Genomic DNA, 23,567 nt, shown 5'->3' on the forward strand with positions numbered 1-23,567 from the left:
CCGTCAGCGGCGGCCCGATGCGCGCTGGAAATTCCTGTTGCCGCGGCGCTGCACCGCGCAGGTGAACTGCAGCCAGATGCTCACATCGGGCCAGGGCACGGCCGTCATCGACGCCTTTTCAGCCGATTCGGACCTGGATGGCTTTTCACGCCGATGCCGAATGAATAGGCTTTCTTTATTGGCCGGCTGAATTGCCAGGAAATATTCCGGCCGCGTCAAACGTTGCTCAACTTGCTGGAGGATTCCCGTGGCAGACCCGGTCCGCGCCCCTTTCTACCACGACGGAATGCGTGAGTTGCAGGACCGCTTCGACGGTCGTCGTGTTGCCGACGGCCTCGAGAAGCATCGCCTCCACTTCGAGTTCTGGGAACAGGACCGCAAGCTCATCGAAGAGGCGCGGTTCTTTTTCATTGCGACGAGCTATCAGGATAACGTCGATTGTTCGATGCGTTCCGGCGATCCCGGCTTCGTGAAGATCACTGGGCCCGACACGCTGGAGTTCCCTGAGTACGACGGCAACAACATGTACCGCACGCTCGGCAATATCCACCGCAACCCGAACATCGGGTTGCTGTTTGTACGCCTCGACGGCAAGACGTTTCGTACGCGCATCCGGGGCAAAGCAACGATCCATGACAGCGCGGAAGCGCTTGCCGGGCATCATGGCGCGAAGGTTGTCGTGCGCGTCACATGCGAAATCTTTCCAAATTGCCCGCGCTACGTTCCGGACCTGATGGGTGCTTCAGCTGATGTGCCCGCGAATCTGTTCGTTCCCCGGCCAGGCTACGAGCCGCCCGCACCGGAATGGAAAAGCCGGGATTATCTCAAAGACGTCCTTTCGAAATACGACCCGCACCGGAGACGTGAATAGGGGAGAAAACCCGCGATCAGGGCAGCGGCGCCATGTAGGGAATGCTGGCGACCAGCGCGAACACCTGAACCGCGTTGCACAGCATGCCGCCCCAATGCAGCCGGCGCAGCCGCCGCACCGCGGTGGGATCACCTGAGTCCCGCGCGTTCGCCTCGGCGTCGAGCCGCTGCAGAAACCAGCGGCGCGCCAGCACCGCAAATCCCGCGATCAACGCGATGCCGAGCGCGACGGCTGGCCGGCCGGCCGCGGCAAAAGCCAGTGTCCCGATCACACCCGAGACCGTGAGCACGAGGAAGTAGGCATTGAACATGCCGCGCATCAGGCGGGTGACGGGCGGGACGTCGAGCTTCACAAGCAGGAACGCCGGCGCCGCCAGCAGGAAATAGCCCATCGGCACCAGCAGGATGATGGTGGAGAACAAGACCGCCTGATCCGGCGTCATGCAGCCGCCCCTTTTTTGAAGGCCTGAGGATTCTCGGTGCGGAAACCTGAGGTAGTATCCGCGCGGGATATCTCCGGCACTATTAGGCTTTGGTCGGATGCGATCGTATCAGGCCTGACGTCCGCGCAAAGTGCCGCGAGAAGCATTCTGCCTCCCATTTGCGAATGCTGGCCCCAGCCGCAGGCATGCCACATCTGTTGGGTGGACCGGCTCTTGCATGCTAAACAGGCACAAGTCGTGCAACCTTCGAGGCCAGAATTCTCATGCCCATCGTCAACCGCGTCGCCGATCTGCAACCCGATATTCAGGCCTGGCGCCGCAACATCCATGAAAACCCCGAGCTGCTCTATGATGTGCATCGCACCGCATCATTCGTGGCCGATCGTCTCAGGGAGTTCGGCTGCGACGAGGTCGCCACCGGCCTCGGCAAGACCGGCGTGGTCGGGGTCATCAAGGGCAAGAAGGGGCCGGCCAAGGGCGACGTCAAGGTGATCGGCTTGCGCGCCGATATGGACGCGCTGCCGATCCATGAACAGACCAACCTGCCTTACGCCTCAAAGACTCCGGGCAAGATGCACGCCTGCGGCCATGACGGCCACACCGCGATGCTGCTCGGCGCGGCGCGCTATCTCGCCGAGACGCGCAATTTCGCCGGCGATGCGGTCGTGATCTTCCAGCCCGCCGAGGAGGGCGGCGCCGGTGCCGCCGCGATGATCAAGGACGGCCTGATGGATCGCTTCGGGGTCGAGCAGGTCTACGGCATGCACAATGGCCCGGGGATTCCGATCGGCTCGTTCGCGATCCGCTCCGGCCCGATCATGGCCGCAACCAACGCGATCGACATCAAGATCGAGGGCCTTGGCGGGCATGCCGCCCGGCCGCACAAATGCATCGATACCGTGCTGGTCGGTGCGCAGCTGATCACGGCGCTGCAGCAGATCGTCTCGCGCACCGTCGATCCGCTGGATTCCGCTGTCATCTCGATATGCGAATTCCACGCCGGAAACGCCCACAATGTGATCCCGCAGACCGCAGAATTGCGCGGCACCGTGCGCACGCTGACCAATGAGGTTCGCCAGCTCGTCGAGAAGCGCGTGCGCGAAGTCGTGGATGGCGTCGCCAAGATGACCGGCGCCAGGATCGAGCTCAACTATGAGCACGGCTATCCCGTCACCGTCAATCACGGGCCGCAGACCGAGTTTGCCACCCGCGTTGCGCGCGAGGTCGCCGGCGCGGCCAATGTGCACGAGATGCCGCCGTTGATGGGCGCCGAGGATTTTTCCTACATGCTGGAAGCGCGGCCTGGCGCCTTCATCTTCTGCGGCAACGGCGACAGCGCCGGCCTGCATCACCCCGCCTACAATTTCAACGACGAGGCAATCGTCTACGGCACCTCGTATTTCGTGAAGATCGTGGAGAACGCGCTGGCGGCGTGATGCCGCCGTCCGCGTCACCTTGGTTCAACGAACGCGTCATGGCCGGGCGAAAGCGCGAAGCGCGTCTTCGCGCTGGATGTCCCGGCCATCCACGGGTTTCCTTACATCGAACCGAAGAGGTGGATGCGAAGCGCACACGTGTGCGGTTCTAGTCCGTCGGGAGCCGCGAGAATCGGAAATTGCAGTGGCTCGCGCCGCTAGCCAGCGTTTGGGTCCTTTGCAGGTGGATGCCTCGGGTTGCATAGGCGTCGAAATCAAGCCCGCAAATGTTCGGCAGGATGTCTTTATCGCCATGGCGAGCCGCGAATTTGCAAAAGCCGCAAGCCTTGTAGTCGATGCCGAATTCGAAGCTGTCACCCGGGCCCGGCTCGACGAAATCGTAGACGAAATCTTCCGGAAATTCCTTCTGATGGCTTTTTGTTGCGCTTTGTGTCGCCTGCTCGCGCAGCAAAGCCTGATTCTCAGATGACATGAATTGACGCCCCGAGGCGAGACGTTCTGCTTCGGGCACCGTGAGCAGTTGCGCCTTGTAGGTTTCTCGCTCGATTTCGCCGATCACCGAGAGCGACACGCCGTGTCGCCGAAGCACGCGGCTGATAGCCATGAATCCGATCAGACGCATGAAGAAATCGCTCATGCGACTTGCGGCGCCTCCGACATAAGGCATTTGGGTGAGCACGATTTCGAATTCGTCCATCACCTCCTGCCTGATCCCGGCAATTCCGGATAGATGCGCGCGCTCGCGCAACATCGCCTCCGCAAGGTCGAGGCGATGGCGCATGGCGACCTCCATTGCACCGCGATGCGACTCGTAAAACGGATGGATGATCTCAGGCATTGGACATCCTCTCTCATCAAACCCTCGGCATCCGCGCTTCACTCGGCAGCGATCGCCTCGATCTCCAGCAACCATTTGCCGTCGACGGTTTCGGCGATCATGACCGTCGATGCGGGTTCGTTTCCATCGAGCATCTTGCGGCGAATGGCGCGGTTGGGGACCAGCTGGCTCTTGTCAGTCAGGAACGTGTTGATCTTGACCAAATGCTCGACGCCGAGGCCGGCGGAGGTGAGCACTTCGATGACATTGCGCCAGGACTGCTCGCATTGCGCCTCGAACCCTTCGGGCACGCTGCCGTCGGAATTCTCCGGCACCTGGCCGCTGATGAACAGCAGCCGGCGGTGCTGGCCAACTTCCAGCCCCATGCTGTACCCGCTGGAGGGAGCGTGGACGGCAGCGGGATTGTGACGGACGAGATGAGCCATGTCAGATTTCCTCATGTTCGACGAATTCCAGAGCCAGGCCATGCGACGCGGCGGGTGCAATCAGTAACGCATTGTCGATCAGCTGGAACGCGACGCCGTTATTCTTCAAGAGCCGCCTGGTCGCATCCAGATCGGTGACCGCCACGCGCGCCGCGCAAAAGCGCGGCGAGCCATCGGCGACGACGTCAGGTAGCCGGCGCGCGATCTCAGACGGACCGAGCACGGTGATCCGATTGCCCCTCTCGCCGACCGTCAGTTGTCCGGGCGCGTGCTCGGCCGCACTCTCCGTCAGGCTTTCGAGGAACGCGCGATGTTGCTCAGGCTCCGGCGCCGACATGACGACCTCGATCACGCGCAAGGCGCCGTTGGGATGGTGCTGGTATTCCGCCTTCCAGAACAGTTCTGGCGGATGGCGTTGCTGGCAGGTAAAGAAGGCGATCCCGGGCATCGCGGCATCGGTGGCAAAGGCCAGTGAGAATGCGACACGGGCAGTGCCGCCGCCCGGCAGCACCGCGTCACGGCCGAAATCGAATGGTGCATAAGCGCCGATGCGCATCGCGCGGAAGCGTGCTGCGTCGGCGTGTGCGTCGGTGCTGTGCAAGGCCAGCATCGACATCCCTTCAGCGTTCCTGAGAAAATCCTGCTGATGTGCGGCAAAGTTGAAGTGGCCGCTCTCGGCCGGTGGTATCGCTGCGACATTGGTGACGGCCAGCAATTCCAGAAAATTGTTCCCGAACATCGCCAGGCGGTTGCTGGTTCCGAAGGGATGGACACCAGTTGGCGTCAGGTTGAAGCCGAGCGTCTGCCAGTCCAGCGCGGCCTGCGCCAAATCGTGGACACAGATAACCAGATGATCGAGGCGGTGAGGCATGGGATCTCCGCAAATGCTGCAACCCAACCGTAGCTGCGGCCACCAAGCCGGCGCAAACCATGTTTCCTTCGGTCCAGCACAAGAAAATCTATTGCAAGGTCACGGCCCATCGGTGTCAAACTGCAGTGCGATGACCTACGCCCTTCCACCACTCAACGCGCTCCGCGCATTCGAAGCCGCCGCGCGGCATCTCAGCTTCAAGCTGGCCGCGCACGAGCTGCACGTGACGCCCGCCGCCGTGGGGCAGCAGGTGAAAGCGCTGGAGGCGCGCCTCGGCGTGCACCTGTTCGAGCGGCTGCATAAGCAACTCATCCTGACGGCGGCCGGCCAGGCCTACCTGCCCGGGATATCCGATGGTTTCCGTCGCATTGCGGAAGCGACCTCGCAAATGAAACCGGCAGGTGCAGTGCTGCTGCAGTTGGGGGTCCATGGCAGCTTCGACCTGCGTCGCCTCGAACTGGCGGAGTTTCGCAGCGCGCATGCGGAAATCGGTTTGCGGGTGCTGCAGCCCGCCGGCTTGCACGAGTTGGTCGAGGGCAAGGTCGACCTGCTGATAGCCCGCGGTCTTGGCCACCATCCGGGCTATCGCTGCGACCGGGTCAATGAGGGATCCGGTTTGGGTGATTGGCTGATTGCGCCCGAAGGCACCGCGGATTGTCCCGAGGTCATCAGCTTCCGCCAGTGGCTGCGCGCCCTGGCGGCCGAGAAGGGGCTCGCAAACCACCGCCGCCCTCGTCTGGTCGGCAGCATCGGGAGTTGAGGCGACCGCAAGAGCGCGTTCGCAGCGCTACGCTGACGCAGACGCGTTCGTCACGAATCCCACCGCACTGGCAACGACACCGGACCGCGGAACACCCAGCCGCGGACAACCGGCGGAGCCTCCTCGCGGAGGCGCAGATTGCGCAGGCGTTCGAACAGCATCGGCGCCACGATCTTGCCGACGGTGAGCCGCGACACCCAGGTGCCGGCGCAGAAATGCGGTCCGGCGCCGAACGCCAGATGCGATTGCTTTGGCCGCGTCACGTCGAAACGATCGGGATCGGCGAAGCGGCTGCCGTCGCGGTTCGCTGCGCCGACGCACAGGCCGATCTGAAGGCCCTCGGGCAGCGCGGCGCCGGAGAGATCGACGCTGCGGGTGACGCGGCGCGGATACATGCCGATCGGCGAGATCCAGCGCACCGCCTCCTCGAGCGCTGACGGCCATAGCTCCGGCTTCGCCAGCACGCTGTCCTTCTGCACGGGATTTTCCAGCAGGCCGAGCACGAGGGTCAGGATCGCGTCGCGCGGCTCGTTCAGTCCGCCGCCGATGATCACCTTGATGTTGGCGCGGATGGCTTCGATCGGCATCTGCGGATCGGCATTGACCATCGAGGACAGGATCGAGGGATTTGGATTGCTGCGGTGAAGTTCGAGCGCCGCGTCGATCGCGGTATCGACATCGGCGCTCGCCTGCATCGCCTTGCGCTCGATCTCGGCATCTGCGGCATAATTGCCCGCGCCGTCGATCAGCGCCTGCGACCACTCGGCCAGGATCTGCACGGCATCTCGCGAAAGCCGATCATCGCCAGCAGGCTGAGCGAGGCCATCGGCGCCGCAAGCGCGGCGAACAGATCGGCCTCGTCGGCCGCGGAGAGGTCGCCGATCAGTGTCTCCGCGATTGCGGTGAATTTGGGCGCCCAATACTCCTTGATGGTGGCAGGACGAAACGAGGGCTCGATCGCCTTGCGGCCGATCGCGTGCTCGGCACCGTCCTTGCGCATGAAGGTCGGCCCCATCACTCTGTTGACCAGCGAGGCGGGATTGTCGGCCGAGTAGGTCGCGGGGTCACGCTCGATCCGCGTGATGTCATCGAAGCGCGTCACCAGCGTCAGGCGGGCGGATTCGACGAAGACCGCCGGCGCCATCTCGCGCAGGCGGCGGAAGACCGGGTAGGGGTCGTCGAGCAGGTCCTGATACGCGATGTCGGTGACGACAGGCACGGTGCTGGTCATTGGTCTTCCCGGGAACGCCTCTTCGCCAAGGCTAGCGTCGGGTGCGCAATCGCTCAATTCGATGGGGTCGATCAGGCCAATCGAAATCTTGCATGACCTCGTGATAGGCTTGGCCGCCAGCAATACGGGAGGTGCAGCGTGGTGGCCAATTCCTCGATCGATCCGATCGACATCGGGACCTTGCGGACGCTGGTGCTGGTGTACGATTTGCAGTCGTTCTCTGCGGCAGCCAAGCGGCTCGACGTCAACCAGTCCACGATCAGTTACGCGATCGAGCGGCTGCGTGGCGCGCTCCGTGACCCGCTGTTCGTCCGCAACGGCAACGGCGTGACCGCCACGGAGCGCTGCGCGGCACTGGTCGGCTCGGCGCGGGACATGATCGGCGAGATCGACGGGCTCGCCGCACCGGCGGAATTCGATCCGGCGACGGCCGAGGGGAGCGTGACGATCTCCTGCAACTACCACGAACGCCAAACCTTGATCCCGCAATTCAGCGCGCGGCTGCGGGCCGGCGCGCCGCTCGTTCGTCTTGTCCTGCTCGACGCCGCCGGCCACGGCGACGTCCATCTCAAGCAGAACCAGTGCGACATCGTGCTCGGCCCGGTCGGGATCGTCGGCGAGAGCTTCTTTAGGCGCCACATCCTCACCGATCACTATGTCTGCGTGATGGATCCGGCCAATCCGCTGGCGCGCGGCCGGATCGCGCTGTCGGCCTATGCGAAGGCCGAGCATGTCTTCATCACCCACAGCGGCGAGTGGCAGCCGCTTTATCTCGAGGCACTGAAGGCGAAGCAGATCGAGATCGAGCCGTTGGTCAGCCTTCCGAACCATGACAGCCTGGAGCGCATCATCGCCGGCACAAAGCTGGTCGCGACCACCCCGCATCATCTGGCGCGGGCGATGCGCGGCGGCCTGCATGTCGCTGCGCTGCAGTTCCGCGTGCCGATCTCGATCGACATGTACTGGAGCGCCAGGACGGCCAAATCCGGCCTGCACAAATGGGCGCGCGGCCTGCTCGCCGAGGACGCCCGGGCTTGTGCTGCCTGAGCCGCAGTCTTTGAAGACGGCCGTCGCGAAACGTCCTCCATCACGCAGCAAGGCCCGCGCTGGCGGCGCGGGCCTTGCGTGTTTCTTGCGTGTCTTGCCAGAGCCGCCGCGGCTCTCGCGGGTCAGAACACCCGCGAGAAGATCACGTAGAGGCAGCCCGACAGCAGGATCGCGGCGGGGAGCGTCAGCACCCAGGCCATCACCATGTTTCTGATGGTGGCGACCTGGAGGCCGGAGCCGTTGGCCGCCATCGCGCCGGCGACGCCTGACGACAGCACGTGTGTGGTCGAGACCGGCAGGCCGAACATGTCGGCGGCGCCGATGGTGGCGGCGGCAACGAGTTCGGCCGATGCACCCTGTGCGTAGGTGAGATGGGTCTTGCCGATCTTCTCGCCGACCGTGATGACGATGCGCTTCCAGCCGATCATGGTGCCGAGGCCGAGCGCGATCGCGACCGCAACCTTCACCCAGGTTGGGATGAATTTGGTGGCGCTGTCGAGCGAGGCCTTGTAGGCGTTCAGGGTCGCGACCTCTTCCTTGCTGAGGTCGTTTTCCTTGTCCTTCATCAGGAAGCGGATCGCCTCCGAGGTCAGGTACATGTCGTTACGGGTGTTGCCGACGACTTCCGCCGGCACCTTGTTCAGCGAACCGTACTTCTGCACCTGGTCGCCGACGTCCTTCACCAGCACCGACAGCGAGGGATAGGTGCCTTCGCTGATGTGGTGCGACGAGACGTATTGGGTCACCGCCGGGCGGGGATCGCCGATGATGCTGTGGCCGGCGCCCTTGGCCGCGACCACCTTGGAGGCGGCCTCCGAGGTCTTCTGGAACTGGGCCACCTGGCTCTCCGGCAGCGCGCGGTTCAGCGCGTAGGCGGTCGGCACGGTGCCGATCAGGATCAGCATGATCAGGCCCATGCCCTTCTGGCCGTCGTTGGAGCCGTGGGCGAAGCTAACGCCGGTGCAGGTCAGGATCAGCAGGCCGCGGATCCAGAGCGGGGGCGCCTTGTTGCCTTCCGGCGCGGCGTAGAGCGCCGGGTTCCTGATGATCATCTTCAGCAGCAGCAGCAGCCCGGCGGCGCAGATAAAGCCGACCAGCGGCGACAGCAGAAGCGCGTAGCCGATCTCGGTGGCCTTGCCCCAATCCACGCCCGAGGTGCCGTCACGGCCGCGCAACAGCGCGTTGGCGACGCCGACGCCGATGATCGAGCCGATCAGCGTGTGCGAGGAGGAGGCGGGCAGGCCGAAATACCAGGTGCCGAGATTCCACAGGATCGCGGCGATCAACAGCGCGAACACCATGGCAAAGCCGGCGCCGGAGCCAACCTGCAGGATCAATTCCACCGGCAGCAGCGAGACGATGCCGAACGCCACCGCGCCGGTCGAGGTCAAGACGCCGAGGAAGTTGAACAGGCCGGACCACATCACCGCAGCTTCCGCCGGCAGCGAGTGGGTGTAGATCACGGTGGCCACCGCATTGGCGGTGTCGTGGAAGCCATTCACGAACTCGAAGCCGAGCGCGATCAACAGCGCGACCAGCAGCAGCAAGTAGGGCAGGTAGGAGGTGACCCTGGTGCCGGTGGCGTCGACGTCCGAATAGATGCTGTAGGCAACGTACAAAAGTCCCGCGGCAAGGATGCCGAAGAAGATGATCATCGTGAGCGGGTTAAAACCCTTGTCGAGATTGGGCCGCGACGCCGGCTGTATCGGCGCTCCATCGGCCAGCGATGAATTGAGTGTAATGTCGGTCATTTTGACGCCCCTCGTAGTTGGAGGGGCATTTTTGACTGATGGAGTTGAAGGTTAGATGACAAGCTCAACGTTGTTTTGCGCAGCGCAAGCAGGTGCTTGAATCCGCGCCATGCGTCATGCGCTGAATCTTGCTGCTTCTCTTTGAAATCGTTTGAACAGTCCCGCGAATACGGACACGACGGGACTGGCGCGCGCGGTGGATATCGCACGATCATTCGTGCGCATCGTCGGTCCAGGACGGCTGTTTCGGGAGTGAGGATGAGGTGGCGCGCCGCACGATCGGGGCTAGCAAACCGCGCAGCGCGCCCGCCTCAGGGTACGTCATGGCGTGAACATGACGCCCGATGCCCGTAGACACGTGAGGGTATCACGGATCAATTCAAGGTTGTAGGGATTTATCAGCGTTTTGAACAATTTCACGTTGAAGTGTGATCCTGCAGTTCCCCCGGAACTCAAGCCGCGTGGGCTGAATTGCGCAGCTGATTTGCGGCGATTTTCAGATCGTCGATAAAGCGTTGATATTCCAGCGCCTTGGCTTTCTCGTCGGGCAGCCGCAATAGATAGGACGGGTGTACGGTGACCAGCACCCTGGTTCCGTCATGCTCGATCAGCTGGCCGCGGTTCCTGTGGATAGGTGTGATCTTGCCGAGCACGCTCTGCGCGGCCGTGGCGCCGAGCGCCACCACCAGTTCCGGCTTGATGGCGGCGAGCTCGCGCTCATACCACTGCCGGCAGGCGCGGATTTCCGGCGTGCCCGGCTTCTGGTGCAGGCGGATCTTGCCGCGCGGCACGAACTTGAAGTGTTTCACCGCATTGGTGATGTAGACCTTGGCGCGCGCGATGCCGGCTTCCTCAAGCGCGCGATCGAGCATCTGCCCGGCGGGACCGACGAAAGGATGGCCGGCGAGATCTTCCTTGTCGCCGGGCTGTTCGCCGACCAGCATCAGCGTCGCGCCTTGCGGTCCTTCGCCGAACACGGTTTGCGTCGCGTCCTTCCATAGCGGGCAGGCGCGGCAAGCGGCGGCCTCGTCGCGCAAGGCTGCGATCGCGTCGTGAGTTTGCTCGTCTTGAGTTTGCTTGTCTTGGGTATGCGCGTCGCGAGTTTGCTTGCGGGGCATCGGCGTATCCTGCCGCTGCTGCGGCGCGGCCGCCTTGCGGGCGATGAAGGGGCCGCTGGTCATGCGCATGGCGTCTTCGATCAGAGGTTTAATGATCGAGTCCTCGGGCAGGTTCCTCCAATAGGCTTGCGGGATCTCCATCACTTTCAGCCGCGCGGGATTGAAGCGGCCGTTGTCATGCCGCCGCCAGGCCTCCTCGAGCCGGTCCTCGCTCGGCACCTCGGATTTGGCGACGCCCGGCGTGATCGAGATCGCGTGCCCGTCCCAATGTGCGCAGAGGTCGGGGGTCAGGATCGACCACGGCATGTCGGCGAAGCGGCCGGCGAAGAACGGTGCGGCATGCTCGACGATGCGATGCTCCGGCTCGAACCAGGCGACGTAATGCGCCTTCTGCTCGCGGCCGATCTCGCGGAAGCGCAGATGCGCGTGCATCCTGTCGATATCGCGATAGACCGCGCGCGCCATCGCGTGGACCTCGGCGACATCAGGATCATCAGTCGCGCTGAGCAGATCGTGATGGCTGCGCAGCCGCCACAGCAGGCGATAGAGCAGGGCGATGCGCTCGTCATTGCGATGCAGGATCGCGGTCCTTGCCAGCTCGACGAATTTCGCTGTGACGTTGAACTGCGTCTGCGGCGTGTCGGGCAATTCATTCACGCAGGATGCCGACAACAGTTCGTCGTCGCTGCGTACCGTCCACGTGACATCCGACGGCTTCACATCATTCAGCGCCAATCGCCGCGCGGCCTTGCGCCAGCCTTCGAAATCGGTGTCGTTGTCGAGCACGATGATACGCATGCGATTGCTCCGTTTCCGTCACGCCGCCATTTTCCGGGCCGGCGCGCCCGAGGCTGCGGGCGAACCGGCTAACGTTCGGGTTGGACGCTACTGAATCTCATTGATTCTACTGGTGAATCACGAAACTCACCAATCCGATTGACTCCGCCGGCCCTGTTAGCTTTATATTAGAACATACCATGAACAATTGAGCCAGTCTCTGGTTCGTTGTTCAGGCAGTGACGGCCTCAAATTTTCAAGTTGAAGGAGCGGCGCATATGAACGGCGCACGCACGGGTACGCTTGCGTCTCTGCGCGGCAGCATCGCGCGCATCGAGGCGCCATCGGAGGCGGCGATGCCGAACCGCATCGCGCTCGGTCACGCCAGCGCGGACGCCATGCTGCGCGGCGGGCTTGCGGCGGCAACGTTGCACGAGGTGTTCGCCGCCGGCCATCAAAGCGGGGCGGCGACCGGCTTCATCGCGGGGCTTGCCGGACGGCTCTCAGCGCGCAAGCCGCTGGTCTGGGTGCGGCAGGATTTTTCCGATCGCGAAAACGGCGCGCTGTCGATGCGCGGGCTCGCCGAGCTCGGTCTCGATCCGCGCCTGCTCGTTACGGTGCGCGCCGCCGATGTCGACAACGGCTTGCGCACGGCGGCTGATGCGCTCGCCTGCGATGCGCTCGGCGCCGTCGTGCTCGAGATCTGGGGCCATGCGCGCCAGCTCGACCTCGTCGCCAGCCGCAAATTGACCCTGGCCGCGCAAGCCTCCGGCGTCACCGCGCTGGTGCTGCGGATCGCGGCAACGGCGATCCCCTCGACCGCGGAGACGCGCTGGATCGTGCGCGCGGCGCATTCGCCGCCCGGCAATGCCGCAAGCGTCTGGGGCGCGCCGCGCTTCGACGCCGAACTCGTGCGCAATCGTCATGGCCCGGTCGGGCGATGGATCATGGAATGGAAATGTGATGAGTGCCAATTCAGTGAACCGTCGGCGTATCCTCAGCCTGTGGCTGCCACGCCTGCCCATCGACCGCATCAAGCGCAAGCTCGCGCAGGACATCGCCTCGCAAGCTGATGCTCGGGACATTCGGCAGGTGGCAGGGCTCCCTCTCCCGCTTGCGGGGGAGGGTTGGGGTGGGGGTGTTTCCACGAGTCCCACTCTTCGTCGGAAGGAAGTTTCCACACAGGAGATGGCAGGGCTCTCTCCCCACTTGCGGGGGAGAGTTGGAGAGAGGGGTACCACGGATGCCGGCGTATGCGGCTTACCCCTCTCCCTAACTCTCCCCCGCAAGGGGGGAGGGAACCCGTCCGCTCATGCGTCCCTTACGAATGAAGTAAGCAACTGCCTCCCCAGCGTCGTCGTCGCAAAGGACCACAACGCCATCCTGCTGCATGCCATCGACGAGGCGGCGGTGCGCGCCGGGCTGTCGATCGGGCTGCCGCTCGCCAATGCGCGCGCGATCTGTCCGGAGCTCACGGTCTACGACGCCGATCCCGCCGCCGATCTGAAGACGCTGAACGACATCGCCGACTGGTGCGACCGCTTCACGCCGCTGGTGGCGCTCGATCCGCCCTACGGGCTGTTCCTCGACATCACCGGCTGCGCGCATCTGTTCGGCGGCGAGCGCGCGCTGCTGCAGATCGTGACCAATGCGCTGAGCCGGCGCGGCTTCGCCGTCAGCGCTGCGATATCAGGCACCTCGATCGCGGCGCGCACGCTGACGCGTTACACTTCCGGGCAGATCGTCGCCAGCGGCGCGGAAGCAGAGGCGGTCGGCCCGCTGCCGGTGTCGGCGCTCGGCGCCGATCCTGCCATCACCACCGGCCTGCGCCGCGCCGGCTTGAAGACCATCGGCGATGTTGCCTCACGCGCGCCGCACGAGATTTCCGCGCGGTTCGGCGCAGCCTTCACGACCCTGCTCAGCCACGCGCTTGGGCAGGGCGATGCCCCGATCAGCCCGCGCAAGCCGCTGCCCGATTACATCGTCGAGAAGCGTTTCCCCGAACCGGTCGCGACCGACACCGTGATCGCGCTGACGTTACAAAGCCTCGCCAGGATGCTTGTTGCGGCGATGGACAAGCAGGGCAAGGGCGCCCGGCAGCTGGAGGCGAGCTTCTTCCGCACCGACGGCGCGGTGCGCGCGATCATGGTCGAGACCGGGCGTCCGGTGACGCGGACCGAGATGATCGACCGCCTGTTCCGCGAGCGGCTCGATGCGCTCAATGATCCGCTCGATCCCGGCTTCGGCTTCGATCTCATTCGCCTTGCTGCCGGCCGCACCGAGATCGTGGTGCAGCAGCAGCGCGATCTCGACACGTCAGTGCACGACAATGACGAGATCTCGGCGCTGATCGACCGCATCGCCGCCCGCATCGGGGGCAAGCGCGTCGTCGTGCATCTGCCGCTGGAGAGCCACATCCCGGAGCGCGCTGCGCTCGCGCTGCCGGCGCAGCATCATCTGACTGCTGCCAGCGCCGCCGCCTGGCCGGAACGCGCCGCCGGCGAGCCGCCGCTGCGACCTTTAAGGCTGTTCGAGCGGCCCGAACCCATCAAGGTGCCATTCGCGACCGTGCCCGACGGTCCGCCGCATCAATTCACCTGGCGGCGCGCGCAGCACGATGTGGTGCGGGTCGAGGGCCCCGAACGCATCGCGATGGAATGGTGGAAGCAGGATGGTGCGTCGCTGACCCGCGATTACTTCCGCGTCGAGGACGCCGAGGGCCAGCGCTTCTGGATATTCCGCGACGGTCTCTATGAGAGCGAGCTGCGGGACGAGCAAGGCAAGCCGCTGCCCGCCAACTGGTATGTGCACGGGCTGTTCGCATGACGACGCCAACGCCCGATTATGCCGAGATCGGCATCACCAGCAATTTCTCCTTCCTGCGCGGCGGCTCCGATCCGCGCGCCTATGTGCATCAGGCGAGCGAGCTCGGTATCCCCGTGATCGGGCTCGCCGATCACAACACGCTGGCCGGCGTGGTGCGCGCCTGGAAGGAGCTCGACAGCGAGAAGGTCGCCCATCCGCCAAAACTTTTGATCGGCGCCCGCATCGTCTTCATCGACGGCACGCCCGACATCCTGGTCTATCCGCGCGACCGCGCCGCCTATGGCCAGCTGTGCCAGTTGCTGACCCGCGGCAAGCGCGGTGGCGGCATCGAGCGCATCGAGAAGGGGGATTGCCGGCTCACCCTGTCCGATCTGCTCGATTTCGCCGAAGGCCAGCTCTTGGTGCTGGCGCTGCCGCATCGTTTCGAGGAAGCGACAGCGCTCGATATTATCAGCCGATTAAAGGTGAGCCGCGCCGATGGCGTCTGGCTTGCCGCAAGCCTGCTCTATCGCGGTGACGACAAGCGCCGCCTCGCGCGGCTGCATGGTCTCGCCACTGATGCCGGCGTGCCGCTGCTCGCCACCAACGAGGTGCTCTATCACCATCCCGCGCGCCGCCCGCTGCAGGACGTGCTGACCTGCATCCGCGAAAAGACCACGATCGAGGCTGTTGGCCGCAGGCTCGAGGCCAATGCCGAGCGGCATCTCAAGCCGGCGCATGAAATGATCAGGCTGTTTCGCGATCTCCCTGATGCGATCGCGGAAACCATGCGCTTCGCTGCGCGCATCTCCTTCGCGCTCGACCAGCTCAAATACCAGTATCCCGACGAGCCGGTGCCGCCGGGCAAGACCGCGCAGCAGCATCTGGAGGACCTGACCTGGGCCGGCGTCGACAAATATTTCGGCGGCAACATCGATGAAAAGCTCCGCAGCACCCTGAACAAGGAGCTCGCGCTGATCGCCGAGCTGAAATACGCGCATTACTTTCTCACCGTGCATGACATCGTGCACTATGCGCGCAGCCAGAACATCCTGTGCCAGGGGCGGGGCTCGGCGGCGAATTCGGCGGTCTGCTACGTGCTTGGCGTCACCTCGGTCGATCCGACCAAGGTCGATCTGCTGTTCGAGCGCTTCATCTCCAAGGAGCGGCTGGAGCCGCCCGACATCGACGTCGATTTCGAGCATTCGCGGCGCGAGGAGGTGATGCAATATGTCTATCGCCGCTACGGCCGGCACCGCGCCGCCATCATCGCCACCATCATCCATTATCGTCCGCGCAGCGCGATCCGTGACGTCGGCAAGGCGCTCGGGCTGACCGAGGACGTCACCGCGGCGCTCGCCGACACCGTCTGGGGCAGCTGGGGCAAGGGCCTCAACGACATGCAGGTGCGCCAGGCCGGGCTCGACCCGAAAAATGCGATGATCAACCTCGCGGTCGAGCTCGCCACCGAGCTGATCGAGTTTCCGCGCCATCTCTCGCAGCATGTCGGCGGCTATGTGCTGACCCAGGACCGGCTCGACACCTATGTGCCGATCGGCAACGCCGCGATGGACGACCGCACCTTCATCGAGTGGGACAAGGACGACGTCGACGCGCTTCACATGATGAAGGTCGACGTGCTGGCGCTGGGCATGCTGACCTGTATCCGCAAATGTTTCGACCTGATCGATGACCACAAGGGCAAGCGCTGGGAGCTCGCCTCGGTCCCGCAGGACGACAAGAGGGTCTACGACATGCTGTGTTGCGGCGAGTCGCTCGGCGTGTTCCAGGTCGAGAGCCGCGCCCAGATGAACATGCTGCCGCGCCTGAGGCCGCGGACCTTCTACGACCTCGTCATCGAGGTCGCGATCGTGCGCCCCGGTCCGATCCAGGGAGACATGGTGCATCCTTATTTGCGGCGGAGAAACAAGCAGGAGCGGGTGACCTATCCATCGCCGGCGCCGGACCAGGGCGACAAGAACGAGCTTTACAATGTGCTGCACAAGACGCTCGGCGTGCCGCTGTTCCAGGAGCAGGCGATGCGGATCGCGATCGAGGCGGCAAAGTTCACCTCCGAGGAGGCCAACGGCCTGCGCCGCTCGATGGCGACCTTCCGCAACCTCGGCACCATCGGCAGCTATGAGGAGAAGCTGGTCGGCAACATGGTGGCGCGCGGCTACGATCCGGACTTCGCCCGCAGCTGCTTCGACCAGATCAAGGGCTTTGGCAGTTACGGCTTCCCGGAAAGCCATGCCGCGAGTTTCGCCCAGCTGGTCTACATCTCGTCATGGCTGAAACACCATCATCCCGATGCGTTCTGCTGCGGCCTGCTCAACTCGCAGCCGATGGGCTTCTATGCCCCGGCGCAGATCGTCGGCGACGCCCGCAAGAACGGCGTCACGGTGCGCGAGGTCGATGTCTCCTTCAGCTTTGCGCAGAACACGCTGGAGGAGCGCGACGGGGACTATTGCGCGGTGCGGCTCGGCTTCCGCCAGATCGACGGGTTTCATTGGCTCGATGAGGATGAGGAGAGGTTGAAGGCCCAGCAGTCGCTGCGGAGTGCGCAAAGCGTAAACGTGCATGAGTCAGGGAGGCACGAATGGATGGGCTCTCTCCCCCACAAGGGGGGAGGGAACCCGCCCACCTCCTGCGCGGCCTTGGACGGGGAGAAAGACTGGGCCGACCGCATCGTCGCCGCGCGCAACCGCCGGCCCTTCACGTCGCTGGAAGATTTTGCCCGCGACACCGCTCTGCCCAAGCGCGCGCTGATCCTGCTCGCCGACGCCGATGCGTTCCGCTCGCTCGGGCTCGACCGCCGCGAGGCGCTGTGGGCAGTGCGGCGGCTGCCCGACGACGTGCCGCTGCCGCTGTTCGAGGCCGCCACCGCGCGCGAGCAGCCGGATGAGGGCGCAAAACCGCTGCCGGAGATGCCGCGCCCGGAGCAGGTGGTCGCCGACTACCAGACCATCCGCCTGTCGCTGAAGGGCCATCCGATGGAATTCTTGCGCGAGATGTTCACCAGGGAGCGCGTGGTCGCCTGCCACGCCATCAACCAAAGCAACGACCGGCGCCGCGTCAGCTGTGCCGGCGTCGTCCTGGTGCGGCAGCGGCCGGGCAGCGCCAAGGGCGTCGTGTTCATGACGCTGGAGGACGAGAGTGGCATCGCCAACATCGTGGTGTGGCCGAAGGTGATGGAGCAGTATCGCAAGGAAGTGATGGGCGCGCGCCTGATCCTGGTCGAGGGCTATATCCAAAGCAGCCCCGAGGGCGTCACGCATCTGGTGGCGCAGCGCATGACCGACCGCTCCCACGATCTGATCGGCCTCGCCAATGAATCCCTTAGTCGCAAGCATCCGGTGCCGGCGGGACCCGCATTGATCGAGCCGCTGAACGACGACCGCCGCGATCACGGCGACAACACGCCGCAAAAGATCCGCCACCCCCGCAACGTCCGCATCCTGCCGCCGTCACGCGATTTCCATTAGCCATTGCGCGATGACGGCAGCCGTTGAGCCTGCCATCTCCCCAACGTCGTCCTGGCGAAAGCCAGGACCCATAACCACCGGCTTTGTTGTTTCAGGGAGCATGGCCCCAGCGTCGCGCAACAATTTGCAGTTGGGGTAATGGGTCCTGGCTTTCGCCAGGACGACATCAAATGGGCGGCGAAGCGCCCGCTCGCGTGCCCCTAAAAATTCACCCGGTTCGAGATCGCGCCGTCGACGACGAGGTTCGAGCCTGTTGTGAACGAGGAGATCGGGCTCGCCAGGAACACCGCTGCGCTCGCAATCTCCTGCGGCGTCGCCATGCGGCCGGTCGGATTGCGGGCCAGTGCGTCCTGGTACATCTTGGGCGCGTTCTGCTCGACCATGTTCCAGACGCCGCCCTTGAAATACACGGTGCCCGGCGACACCACGTTGACGCGGACTTTCTTCGCCGCGTATTGCCGCGCCAATCCCTTCGCCATATGCACCAGTGCCGCCTTGATCGGGCCGTAGGAGCCGGCGCGATCGGCTTGCGCAGCCGAGATCGACGAGATGATGACGAAGGCCGCATCGCCGGTCTTTTCGCCGCTCGCCTCGAGGAACGGACGCGCCGCCTCGAAGGCGTTCACCGCGCCGAGCACGTCGAGCCGGAAATTCTGCTCCCACGATGCCGGATCGCCGCCCTGCGCCATGGCGCCGGCATTGGAGAACAGCATGTCGATGCCGCCCAGCTCCGCCGCGACGTCAGTGATCCACGATTTCAGCGCCACGCCGTCGGTGATATCGACGGCGGTGCCGGTGGCGCGCACGCCCGCTGCCTTCAATTCGGCAACGCTGGCCGCAACCTGCTCGGCATTGCGGGCACACACCGCCACGCCTGCGCCTTCGCCAGCCAGCGTCGCCGCGATCGCCCGCCCGATGCCGCGCGTGCCGCCGAGCACAACGGCGTTTCGTCCCTTCAAACCCAGATCCATTTGTATGTCCCTTGCTGATGCGCGCGGACTGTAGCCTCCATCGCAGCACGGCGCGACCTCGATTATTCCCTCGCGTCACGCGATTTTCATTGTAGCCAGGCGAATATCGCGGTGCACCCAATCCGATCCCGCCTTGTACGCCACAACTCAATTGCTATCGTCCCGCCGCCCGGACGATCGATCCGGGATCTGAATAACAACCATTCGGGAGCACTCCATGCGTTATTTCACTGCGCTCATCGGCGCGGCCTGCGTCGCGTTCGCTACCGCCACCGGCGCGTTTGCCCAGGTGGCGCCCAATCCCGACAATCCGAACGACGTCGTCGCCGATGCGCTCGCGCCGCCGCCCTATGGCGAGCCGATCAGCCTCGAAACCGCCAAGAAGGTTGCCGCCGCGGCGGTGGCCGAGACCCAGAAGCGACACTGGAATGCGTTCTGCATTGCGATCGTCAATCCGGCCGGCGAGTTGGTCTATTTCGAGAAGCAGGACAACTGCCAATTTGCCTCGATCGGTGTCTCGCAGCATAAGGCGCGCACCACGACGCGCTATCGCCGGCCCACGCTGGCGTTCGAAAACCTGATGGGCAAGGGAGCATACTTCTCCTATCTCGCGACGCTCGACGACGTGGTCGCCTCGCGCGGCGGCAATCTTCTGATCGTCGGCGGCAAGGTCGTCGGCGCCATCGGCGTCAGCGGCGGTTCGGGCTCGCAGGACAATGTGATCTCGCTCGCCGGCCAGGCCACGCTGGAGTGAGAGCAACGACGTGATGCTTCTGCCGGGCTTCGGTCTGGCAGAAGTCCTCCAGCGTATGAATTGAGCGGGAATGTAGGATGGGTAGAGCGAAGCGAAACCCATCGACTTATGCCCGCGGCGCAAATGATGGGTATCGCTTCGCTCCACCCATCCTACAAGGCCGTCGATTATTTTGTTCGGCTTTTCAGAATTTAACTTGACGCCTGACCCAATTCAGATGTTCAATGCGTCCGTCTCACCCGGCACGAGGGGCGCTTCGCGGTCGTCACGAACGTGGGTCGAGATGCGGTGGACGCGGATTGCGCAACTGACGAGTGCGTATTAGGCGGACGGTGAAGTCGTGTGGTCCTGACGCCCTAGTGGCAGGTGTCCCCAAGCAGAACGCGAAAGCGTTCTTGCGGAGGCGGTGACAAACAAGCCCAGTCTCGCCGGGGAGAGCACGAAATAAGCCGTAAAACCATCGCGCAGGGAAAGCCGGATTGCTCCGGTTACACCTGTGGTCCTACCTCCCGTGCTTTTTGTTGCACGGGGCCCATGGGTGCGATCGGCACCCGGCTTTCCCTGCGCCCTCTGTTCGAGAAGAGGGCACGACAAGACGCAACGCTCGGACAGATCATGTCGCGAGAATGCTGACGCCTGCCTTACACAAGAATGCTGACGTGAAACTTACAAGCCGTCCGAAATAGCTACTCGACCGGCGGTCCGCCCGGCGGACGGTGCAGGAAGGTGATCGAGGCATAGGCGCCGATCCACGAGCCCGCTGCAGCGAAGGCGACATACACCCAGTTTTCGGTGTAACTGATCACCGCATAGGAGGAGAGCAGATACCAGATGCTGCTCCAGGTCGCCGCCGGCACGCGCTTGCGTGCCACGACCGCCGAGGTGAACATGACATAGACCGCGTCGGTGGCCGCGGTCGCGATGAAGACCGCGCCGGCGGTGAGGGGATCGATGGCAGCCATTGCAACTCCTGTTTGGGTCGGGCAGAGCTAAGGCATGATCCGGAAAAGTGTGAAGCGGTTTTCCGAAAAGATCATGCCCAAACAAGGTGACGGTCGGGATCGGGCACCGCCTTATTGTCATCATGCGCAGGCATAGAATAATCGCAAAGAGGAATGCGCATGCAGGGCATCCGTGAAATCCTCGCCGATATCTGGACCGGCGCCGGCGGCGCGCCGTCCGCGCTTGACGCGGTCCGGCTTACCGGAAGCGAGCCGCAGCTGCCGTCGTCGTTTCGGGTCGCAGCCGCGGCGCAGGCGCCGATCGCCGCAGCCGGGCTTGCCGCGGCCGAGATCTGGCAGGCGCGCAGCGGCGAGCGGCAGGAGGTCGCGGTCGACATGCGCCACGCCGTCGTCGAATGCCGCAGCGAGCGTTATCTGCGCGTCGACGACACGCCGCCGCCACCGGCCTGGGACAAGATCGCCGGCGTCTATCGCGTCAGAGACGGGCGCTTCGTCCGTCTCCACACCAATTTCCCGCATCACCGCGGCGCCGTCTGCAAGGTGCTGGGCTGCAACGCCGAGCGTGACGACGTCCAGGCCGCGCTGATGCAGTGGGATGGCGAGGCGTTCGAGACCGCGGCCTATGCCGCCGGCGGCGTCGTTGCCCTGATGCGCTCGCACGACGAATGGTCGGCGACGCCGCATGCAAAAGAACTCGAAAAACTGCCGCTGATCTCGATCGAGAAGATCGGCGAGGCCGCGCCAAAGCCGTGGCCCGCCGGCGACCGCCCGCTGGCCGGCATCCGTGTGCTCGATCTGTCGCGCGTGATCGCAGGTCCCGTCGCCGGCCGCACGCTCGCGGCGCATGGCGCCGACGTGCTGCTGATTTCCGGCCCCGATCTGCCTGATATCCCCTGGCTCACCATCGACACCGGCCGCGGCAAGCTCACGAGCTTCGTCGAGCTGAAGAGCGAGGAGGGACGGCGGGTGATGCGCGGTCTGGTGGCGCAGGCCGATATTCTGTCCCAGGGCTATCGTCCGCTGGCGATTTCGCGTCTCGGCTTCTCGCCGGAGGACGCCGCGCGCATCAACCCCGGGATCGTCTATGTGACACTCTCGGCTTATGGCCATGCCGGACCGTGGGCCGAGCGCCGCGGCTTCGATTCGCTGGTGCAGACTACGACCGGCTTCAATCATGCCGAGGGACAGGCGGTCGGCATCGAGGGCCCGAAGGAATTGCCGGCCCAGATGCTCGATCACGCCACCGGATATTTCATGGCGTTTGGCGCCATGATGGCCAGGGCACGCCAGGCGCGCGAGGGCGGCAGCTGGCACGTTCGGGTGTCGCTGGCGCAGACCGGGCGCTGGCTGTGGAATCTCGGCCGCCTCGAAGCGGGCCTTGCGACCGCGGACCTGAAGGTGGATGCGGTGCAGCCCTTCATCGAGCAGCTGCCGTCCGGCTTTGGCACGCTGAGTTCGGTCCGGCACGCGGCCGTCCTGTCGAGGACCCCGGCCCATTGGTCCCGTCCGGCCATGCCGCTCGGCAGCCATCCTCCGGAGTTTCCTGCCCCGGAGTTTCCCGGATGAGACATTCAGCAGCCGTTCAGGGTATCCAAACTTTAACGACAGGCACCGCCGAAGTGCGATTTTTAGGTTGTTTGAAACGCCAATTCGGCACTATTAGCGCACCGCTGGGGCTGTCCCGCCGGAAGCTGCAACGATCGACCCCGCGGACCGCATGCTGAGAGAGTTTACCAAGAGAATGCAGAGCTTTAGCCGTCCGCGCCTGCTCGTGGCCGCGGCGGTGCTGGCGGCCGCCTGCGCCGGCGCCTATGGCTACACGCATTTAGGCTCGGAAAAGCAGTCGTCGTCGGAAGTCTCCAGCCAGTCCCGCAAGGGGGGGACGCGTTATGCGCCGTCGCCGGCCGAGTGGGCCAGCCTGACCTTCCAGAACGTGACCGAGCACACCTTCCGCTCCGAACTGGTGACCGAGGGCAAGATCGGGATCGATGAGGACCGCTCCACCCCGGTCTACTCGCCCTACACCGGGCGCGTCACCCGCCTGCTGGTGCGGCCGGGCGATGCCGTGGTGAAGGGGCAGCCGCTGTTCGTGATCGAGGCGGCCGACACCGTGCAGGCGCAGAACGATTACGTCGCGGCGATGACCGGCCTCAACAAGGCGCAGTCGGCGCTCGACCTCGCGCAGATCCAGGAGAAGCGCGCCAAGGACCTGTCCGAAGGCAAGGCGATCCCGCTGAAGGATTATCAGCAAGCGCAGACGGCGCTGGTGCAGGCGCAGAACGATGCGCGCTCGGCGCAGACACTGCTGGAAGCGGCGGAAAACAAGCTCCACATCCTCGGCTTCGCCGATGACGCCATCACGACGCTGCGGCAGAAGGGGCGCCTCAATCCGGAGACGACGGTGTTTGCGCCGATCGGCGGCACCGTGGTCCAGCGCAAGGCCGGCCCCGGCCAGTATGTCTCGACCGGCGCGAGCGACCCGGTCTACGTGATCGGCGACCTCTCGACGGTCTGGCTGATCGCCTTTGTCCGCGAATCCGATGCCGACAATGTCGCGGTCGGGCAGGATCTCAATTTTAGCGTGATGGCGCTGCCGGGCAAGGTACTGAACGCCCGGGTCAACTATGTCGCCACCGCGATCGACGCGACCTCGCGCCGGCTCCTGGTCCGCGCCACCATCGACAACGCCGACAATCGGCTGAAGCCCGAGATGTTCGCCAATGTGACGCTGTATTCGAAGGGCGACCATCCGGCGATCGGCGTGCCGAAGCAGGCGCTGATCTACGAGGGCGACCAGGTGCGGGTCTGGGTCGCGAGAGCCGACGACAAGACGATCGAGCTGCGCCAGATCAAGCCCGGGCTCATCAATGGCGACCTCGTCGAGGTGGCCGGCAATCTCAAGCCGGGCGAGCAGATCGTGACGAAGGGAAGCCTCTTCATCGACCGCGCCGCGTCCGGCACTTAGAGCATGATCCGGAAAAGTGTGTAGCGGTTTTCCGAACAGATCATGCTCAATCGAAAAA

At 64.5% G+C, this 23,567-nt stretch carries 21 protein-coding genes; 10 read left to right on the top strand and 11 right to left on the bottom strand.

All coding sequences use genetic code 11. The features are described from left to right. Positions 1 to 3 precede the first annotated feature (3 nt). Positions 4 to 219: a hypothetical protein gene (locus tag G6P99_RS16275; protein ID WP_156928686.1), complete on the bottom strand. Its 216-nt coding sequence runs from the start codon at positions 217 to 219 to the stop codon at positions 4 to 6. 28 nt (positions 220 to 247) lie between these two features. On the opposite strand from G6P99_RS16275, the gene G6P99_RS16280 reads away from it, so the two are divergent. Next, complete coding sequence (locus G6P99_RS16280; protein ID WP_156928685.1) at positions 248 to 871, top strand: pyridoxamine 5'-phosphate oxidase family protein; 624 nt, start codon at positions 248 to 250, stop codon at positions 869 to 871. A 16-nt stretch (positions 872 to 887) separates the two neighbouring features. Here G6P99_RS16280 and G6P99_RS16285 read toward each other — a convergent pair whose 3' ends face one another. Beyond that, positions 888 to 1,313 carry a hypothetical protein gene (locus G6P99_RS16285; RefSeq protein WP_029082118.1) on the bottom strand — a complete coding sequence of 142 codons (426 nt, stop codon included), beginning with the start codon at positions 1,311 to 1,313 and terminating at the stop codon, positions 888 to 890. 263 nt (positions 1,314 to 1,576) lie between these two features. Here G6P99_RS16285 and G6P99_RS16290 point away from each other — a divergent pair, with 263 nt between their 5' ends. Then, the gene (locus G6P99_RS16290) at positions 1,577 to 2,749 is read left to right on the top strand and encodes a M20 aminoacylase family protein (protein ID WP_029082117.1); all 1,173 of its coding nucleotides are present in this window, start codon (positions 1,577 to 1,579) and stop codon (positions 2,747 to 2,749) included. Between the two features lie 148 nt (positions 2,750 to 2,897). Here G6P99_RS16290 and G6P99_RS16295 read toward each other — a convergent pair whose 3' ends face one another. The 3 genes from G6P99_RS16295 to G6P99_RS16305 are packed head-to-tail and all read right to left on the bottom strand — an operon-like array spanning position 2,898 to position 4,841. Continuing rightward, entirely contained in the window at positions 2,898 to 3,587 is a 690-nt protein-coding gene (locus G6P99_RS16295; RefSeq protein ID WP_029082116.1) for an L-2-amino-thiazoline-4-carboxylic acid hydrolase, read from the bottom strand. 38 nt (positions 3,588 to 3,625) lie between these two features. Then, the gene (locus G6P99_RS16300) at positions 3,626 to 4,012 is read right to left on the bottom strand and encodes a RidA family protein (protein WP_029082115.1); all 387 of its coding nucleotides are present in this window, start codon (positions 4,010 to 4,012) and stop codon (positions 3,626 to 3,628) included. A gap of 1 nt (position 4,013) precedes the next feature. Beyond that, on the bottom strand, positions 4,014 to 4,841 hold the full coding sequence (locus G6P99_RS16305; RefSeq protein ID WP_245284725.1) for a VOC family protein: 828 nt from the start codon (positions 4,839 to 4,841) through the stop codon (positions 4,014 to 4,016). A 172-nt stretch (positions 4,842 to 5,013) separates the two neighbouring features. Between G6P99_RS16305 and G6P99_RS16310 the strand changes: the two genes are divergently transcribed. Continuing rightward, positions 5,014 to 5,643 carry a LysR family transcriptional regulator gene (locus G6P99_RS16310; RefSeq protein ID WP_029082113.1) on the top strand — a complete coding sequence of 210 codons (630 nt, stop codon included), beginning with the start codon at positions 5,014 to 5,016 and terminating at the stop codon, positions 5,641 to 5,643. Positions 5,644 to 5,693: 50 nt separating this feature from the next. Here the strand turns inward: G6P99_RS16310 and G6P99_RS16315 are convergent, their stop codons facing one another. Beyond that, positions 5,694 to 6,422, bottom strand: coding sequence for a cytochrome P450 (locus G6P99_RS16315; RefSeq protein WP_246709549.1), 729 nt, complete (start codon positions 6,420 to 6,422; stop codon positions 5,694 to 5,696). Further along, entirely contained in the window at positions 6,389 to 6,874 is a 486-nt protein-coding gene (locus G6P99_RS16320) for a hypothetical protein (RefSeq protein WP_246709550.1), read from the bottom strand. Before G6P99_RS16320 ends, G6P99_RS16315 begins: the two co-directional genes overlap by 34 nt. 138 nt (positions 6,875 to 7,012) lie before the next feature. Here G6P99_RS16320 and G6P99_RS16325 point away from each other — a divergent pair, with 138 nt between their 5' ends. Next, positions 7,013 to 7,921, top strand: a complete 909-nt coding sequence (locus tag G6P99_RS16325; RefSeq protein WP_029082111.1) for a LysR family transcriptional regulator — start codon at positions 7,013 to 7,015, stop codon at positions 7,919 to 7,921. 122 nt (positions 7,922 to 8,043) lie between these two features. Here G6P99_RS16325 and G6P99_RS16330 read toward each other — a convergent pair whose 3' ends face one another. Both G6P99_RS16330 and G6P99_RS16335 read right to left on the bottom strand, forming a co-directional pair. Continuing rightward, positions 8,044 to 9,672, bottom strand: coding sequence for an inorganic phosphate transporter (locus G6P99_RS16330; protein ID WP_029082110.1), 1,629 nt, complete (start codon positions 9,670 to 9,672; stop codon positions 8,044 to 8,046). Between the two features lie 452 nt (positions 9,673 to 10,124). Continuing rightward, positions 10,125 to 11,588 (bottom strand): UdgX family uracil-DNA binding protein, encoded by a 1,464-nt coding sequence (locus G6P99_RS16335; protein WP_029082109.1) that lies wholly within the window; start codon positions 11,586 to 11,588, stop codon positions 10,125 to 10,127. A 257-nt stretch (positions 11,589 to 11,845) separates the two neighbouring features. On the opposite strand from G6P99_RS16335, the gene G6P99_RS16340 reads away from it, so the two are divergent. The 3 genes from G6P99_RS16340 to G6P99_RS16350 all read left to right on the top strand — a co-directional run bounded on the left by G6P99_RS16340 (position 11,846) and on the right by G6P99_RS16350 (position 17,857). Further along, complete coding sequence (locus tag G6P99_RS16340; RefSeq protein WP_029082108.1) at positions 11,846 to 12,640, top strand: ImuA family protein; 795 nt, start codon at positions 11,846 to 11,848, stop codon at positions 12,638 to 12,640. Positions 12,641 to 12,776: 136 nt separating this feature from the next. Beyond that, on the top strand, positions 12,777 to 14,393 hold the full coding sequence (locus tag G6P99_RS16345; RefSeq protein WP_371261189.1) for a Y-family DNA polymerase: 1,617 nt from the start codon (positions 12,777 to 12,779) through the stop codon (positions 14,391 to 14,393). Beyond that, the gene (locus G6P99_RS16350; protein WP_029082106.1) at positions 14,390 to 17,857 is read left to right on the top strand and encodes an error-prone DNA polymerase; all 3,468 of its coding nucleotides are present in this window, start codon (positions 14,390 to 14,392) and stop codon (positions 17,855 to 17,857) included. The genes G6P99_RS16345 and G6P99_RS16350 overlap by 4 nt, the downstream gene beginning before the upstream one ends. 200 nt (positions 17,858 to 18,057) lie before the next feature. Here the strand turns inward: G6P99_RS16350 and G6P99_RS16355 are convergent, their stop codons facing one another. Then, positions 18,058 to 18,828 (bottom strand): SDR family NAD(P)-dependent oxidoreductase, encoded by a 771-nt coding sequence (locus G6P99_RS16355; RefSeq protein ID WP_029082105.1) that lies wholly within the window; start codon positions 18,826 to 18,828, stop codon positions 18,058 to 18,060. A 217-nt stretch (positions 18,829 to 19,045) separates the two neighbouring features. Here G6P99_RS16355 and G6P99_RS16360 point away from each other — a divergent pair, with 217 nt between their 5' ends. Next, positions 19,046 to 19,582 (top strand): GlcG/HbpS family heme-binding protein, encoded by a 537-nt coding sequence (locus G6P99_RS16360; protein ID WP_051346436.1) that lies wholly within the window; start codon positions 19,046 to 19,048, stop codon positions 19,580 to 19,582. Between the two features lie 686 nt (positions 19,583 to 20,268). Here the strand turns inward: G6P99_RS16360 and G6P99_RS16365 are convergent. Further along, entirely contained in the window at positions 20,269 to 20,544 is a 276-nt protein-coding gene (locus G6P99_RS16365) for a hypothetical protein (RefSeq protein ID WP_165128735.1), read from the bottom strand. Between the two features lie 159 nt (positions 20,545 to 20,703). On the opposite strand from G6P99_RS16365, the gene G6P99_RS16370 reads away from it, so the two are divergent. Together G6P99_RS16370 and G6P99_RS16375 are read left to right on the top strand one after the other, a co-directional pair. Continuing rightward, positions 20,704 to 22,110: a CoA transferase gene (locus G6P99_RS16370; protein WP_029082103.1), complete on the top strand. Its 1,407-nt coding sequence runs from the start codon at positions 20,704 to 20,706 to the stop codon at positions 22,108 to 22,110. 151 nt (positions 22,111 to 22,261) lie between these two features. After that, positions 22,262 to 23,509: an efflux RND transporter periplasmic adaptor subunit gene (locus tag G6P99_RS16375; RefSeq protein WP_029082102.1), complete on the top strand. Its 1,248-nt coding sequence runs from the start codon at positions 22,262 to 22,264 to the stop codon at positions 23,507 to 23,509. Positions 23,510 to 23,567: the final 58 nt, after the last annotated feature.

It is taken from the genome of Bradyrhizobium sp. 6(2017) (assembly GCF_011058295.2).
Classification (GTDB): Bacteria; Pseudomonadota; Alphaproteobacteria; order Rhizobiales; family Xanthobacteraceae; genus Bradyrhizobium; species Bradyrhizobium septentrionale.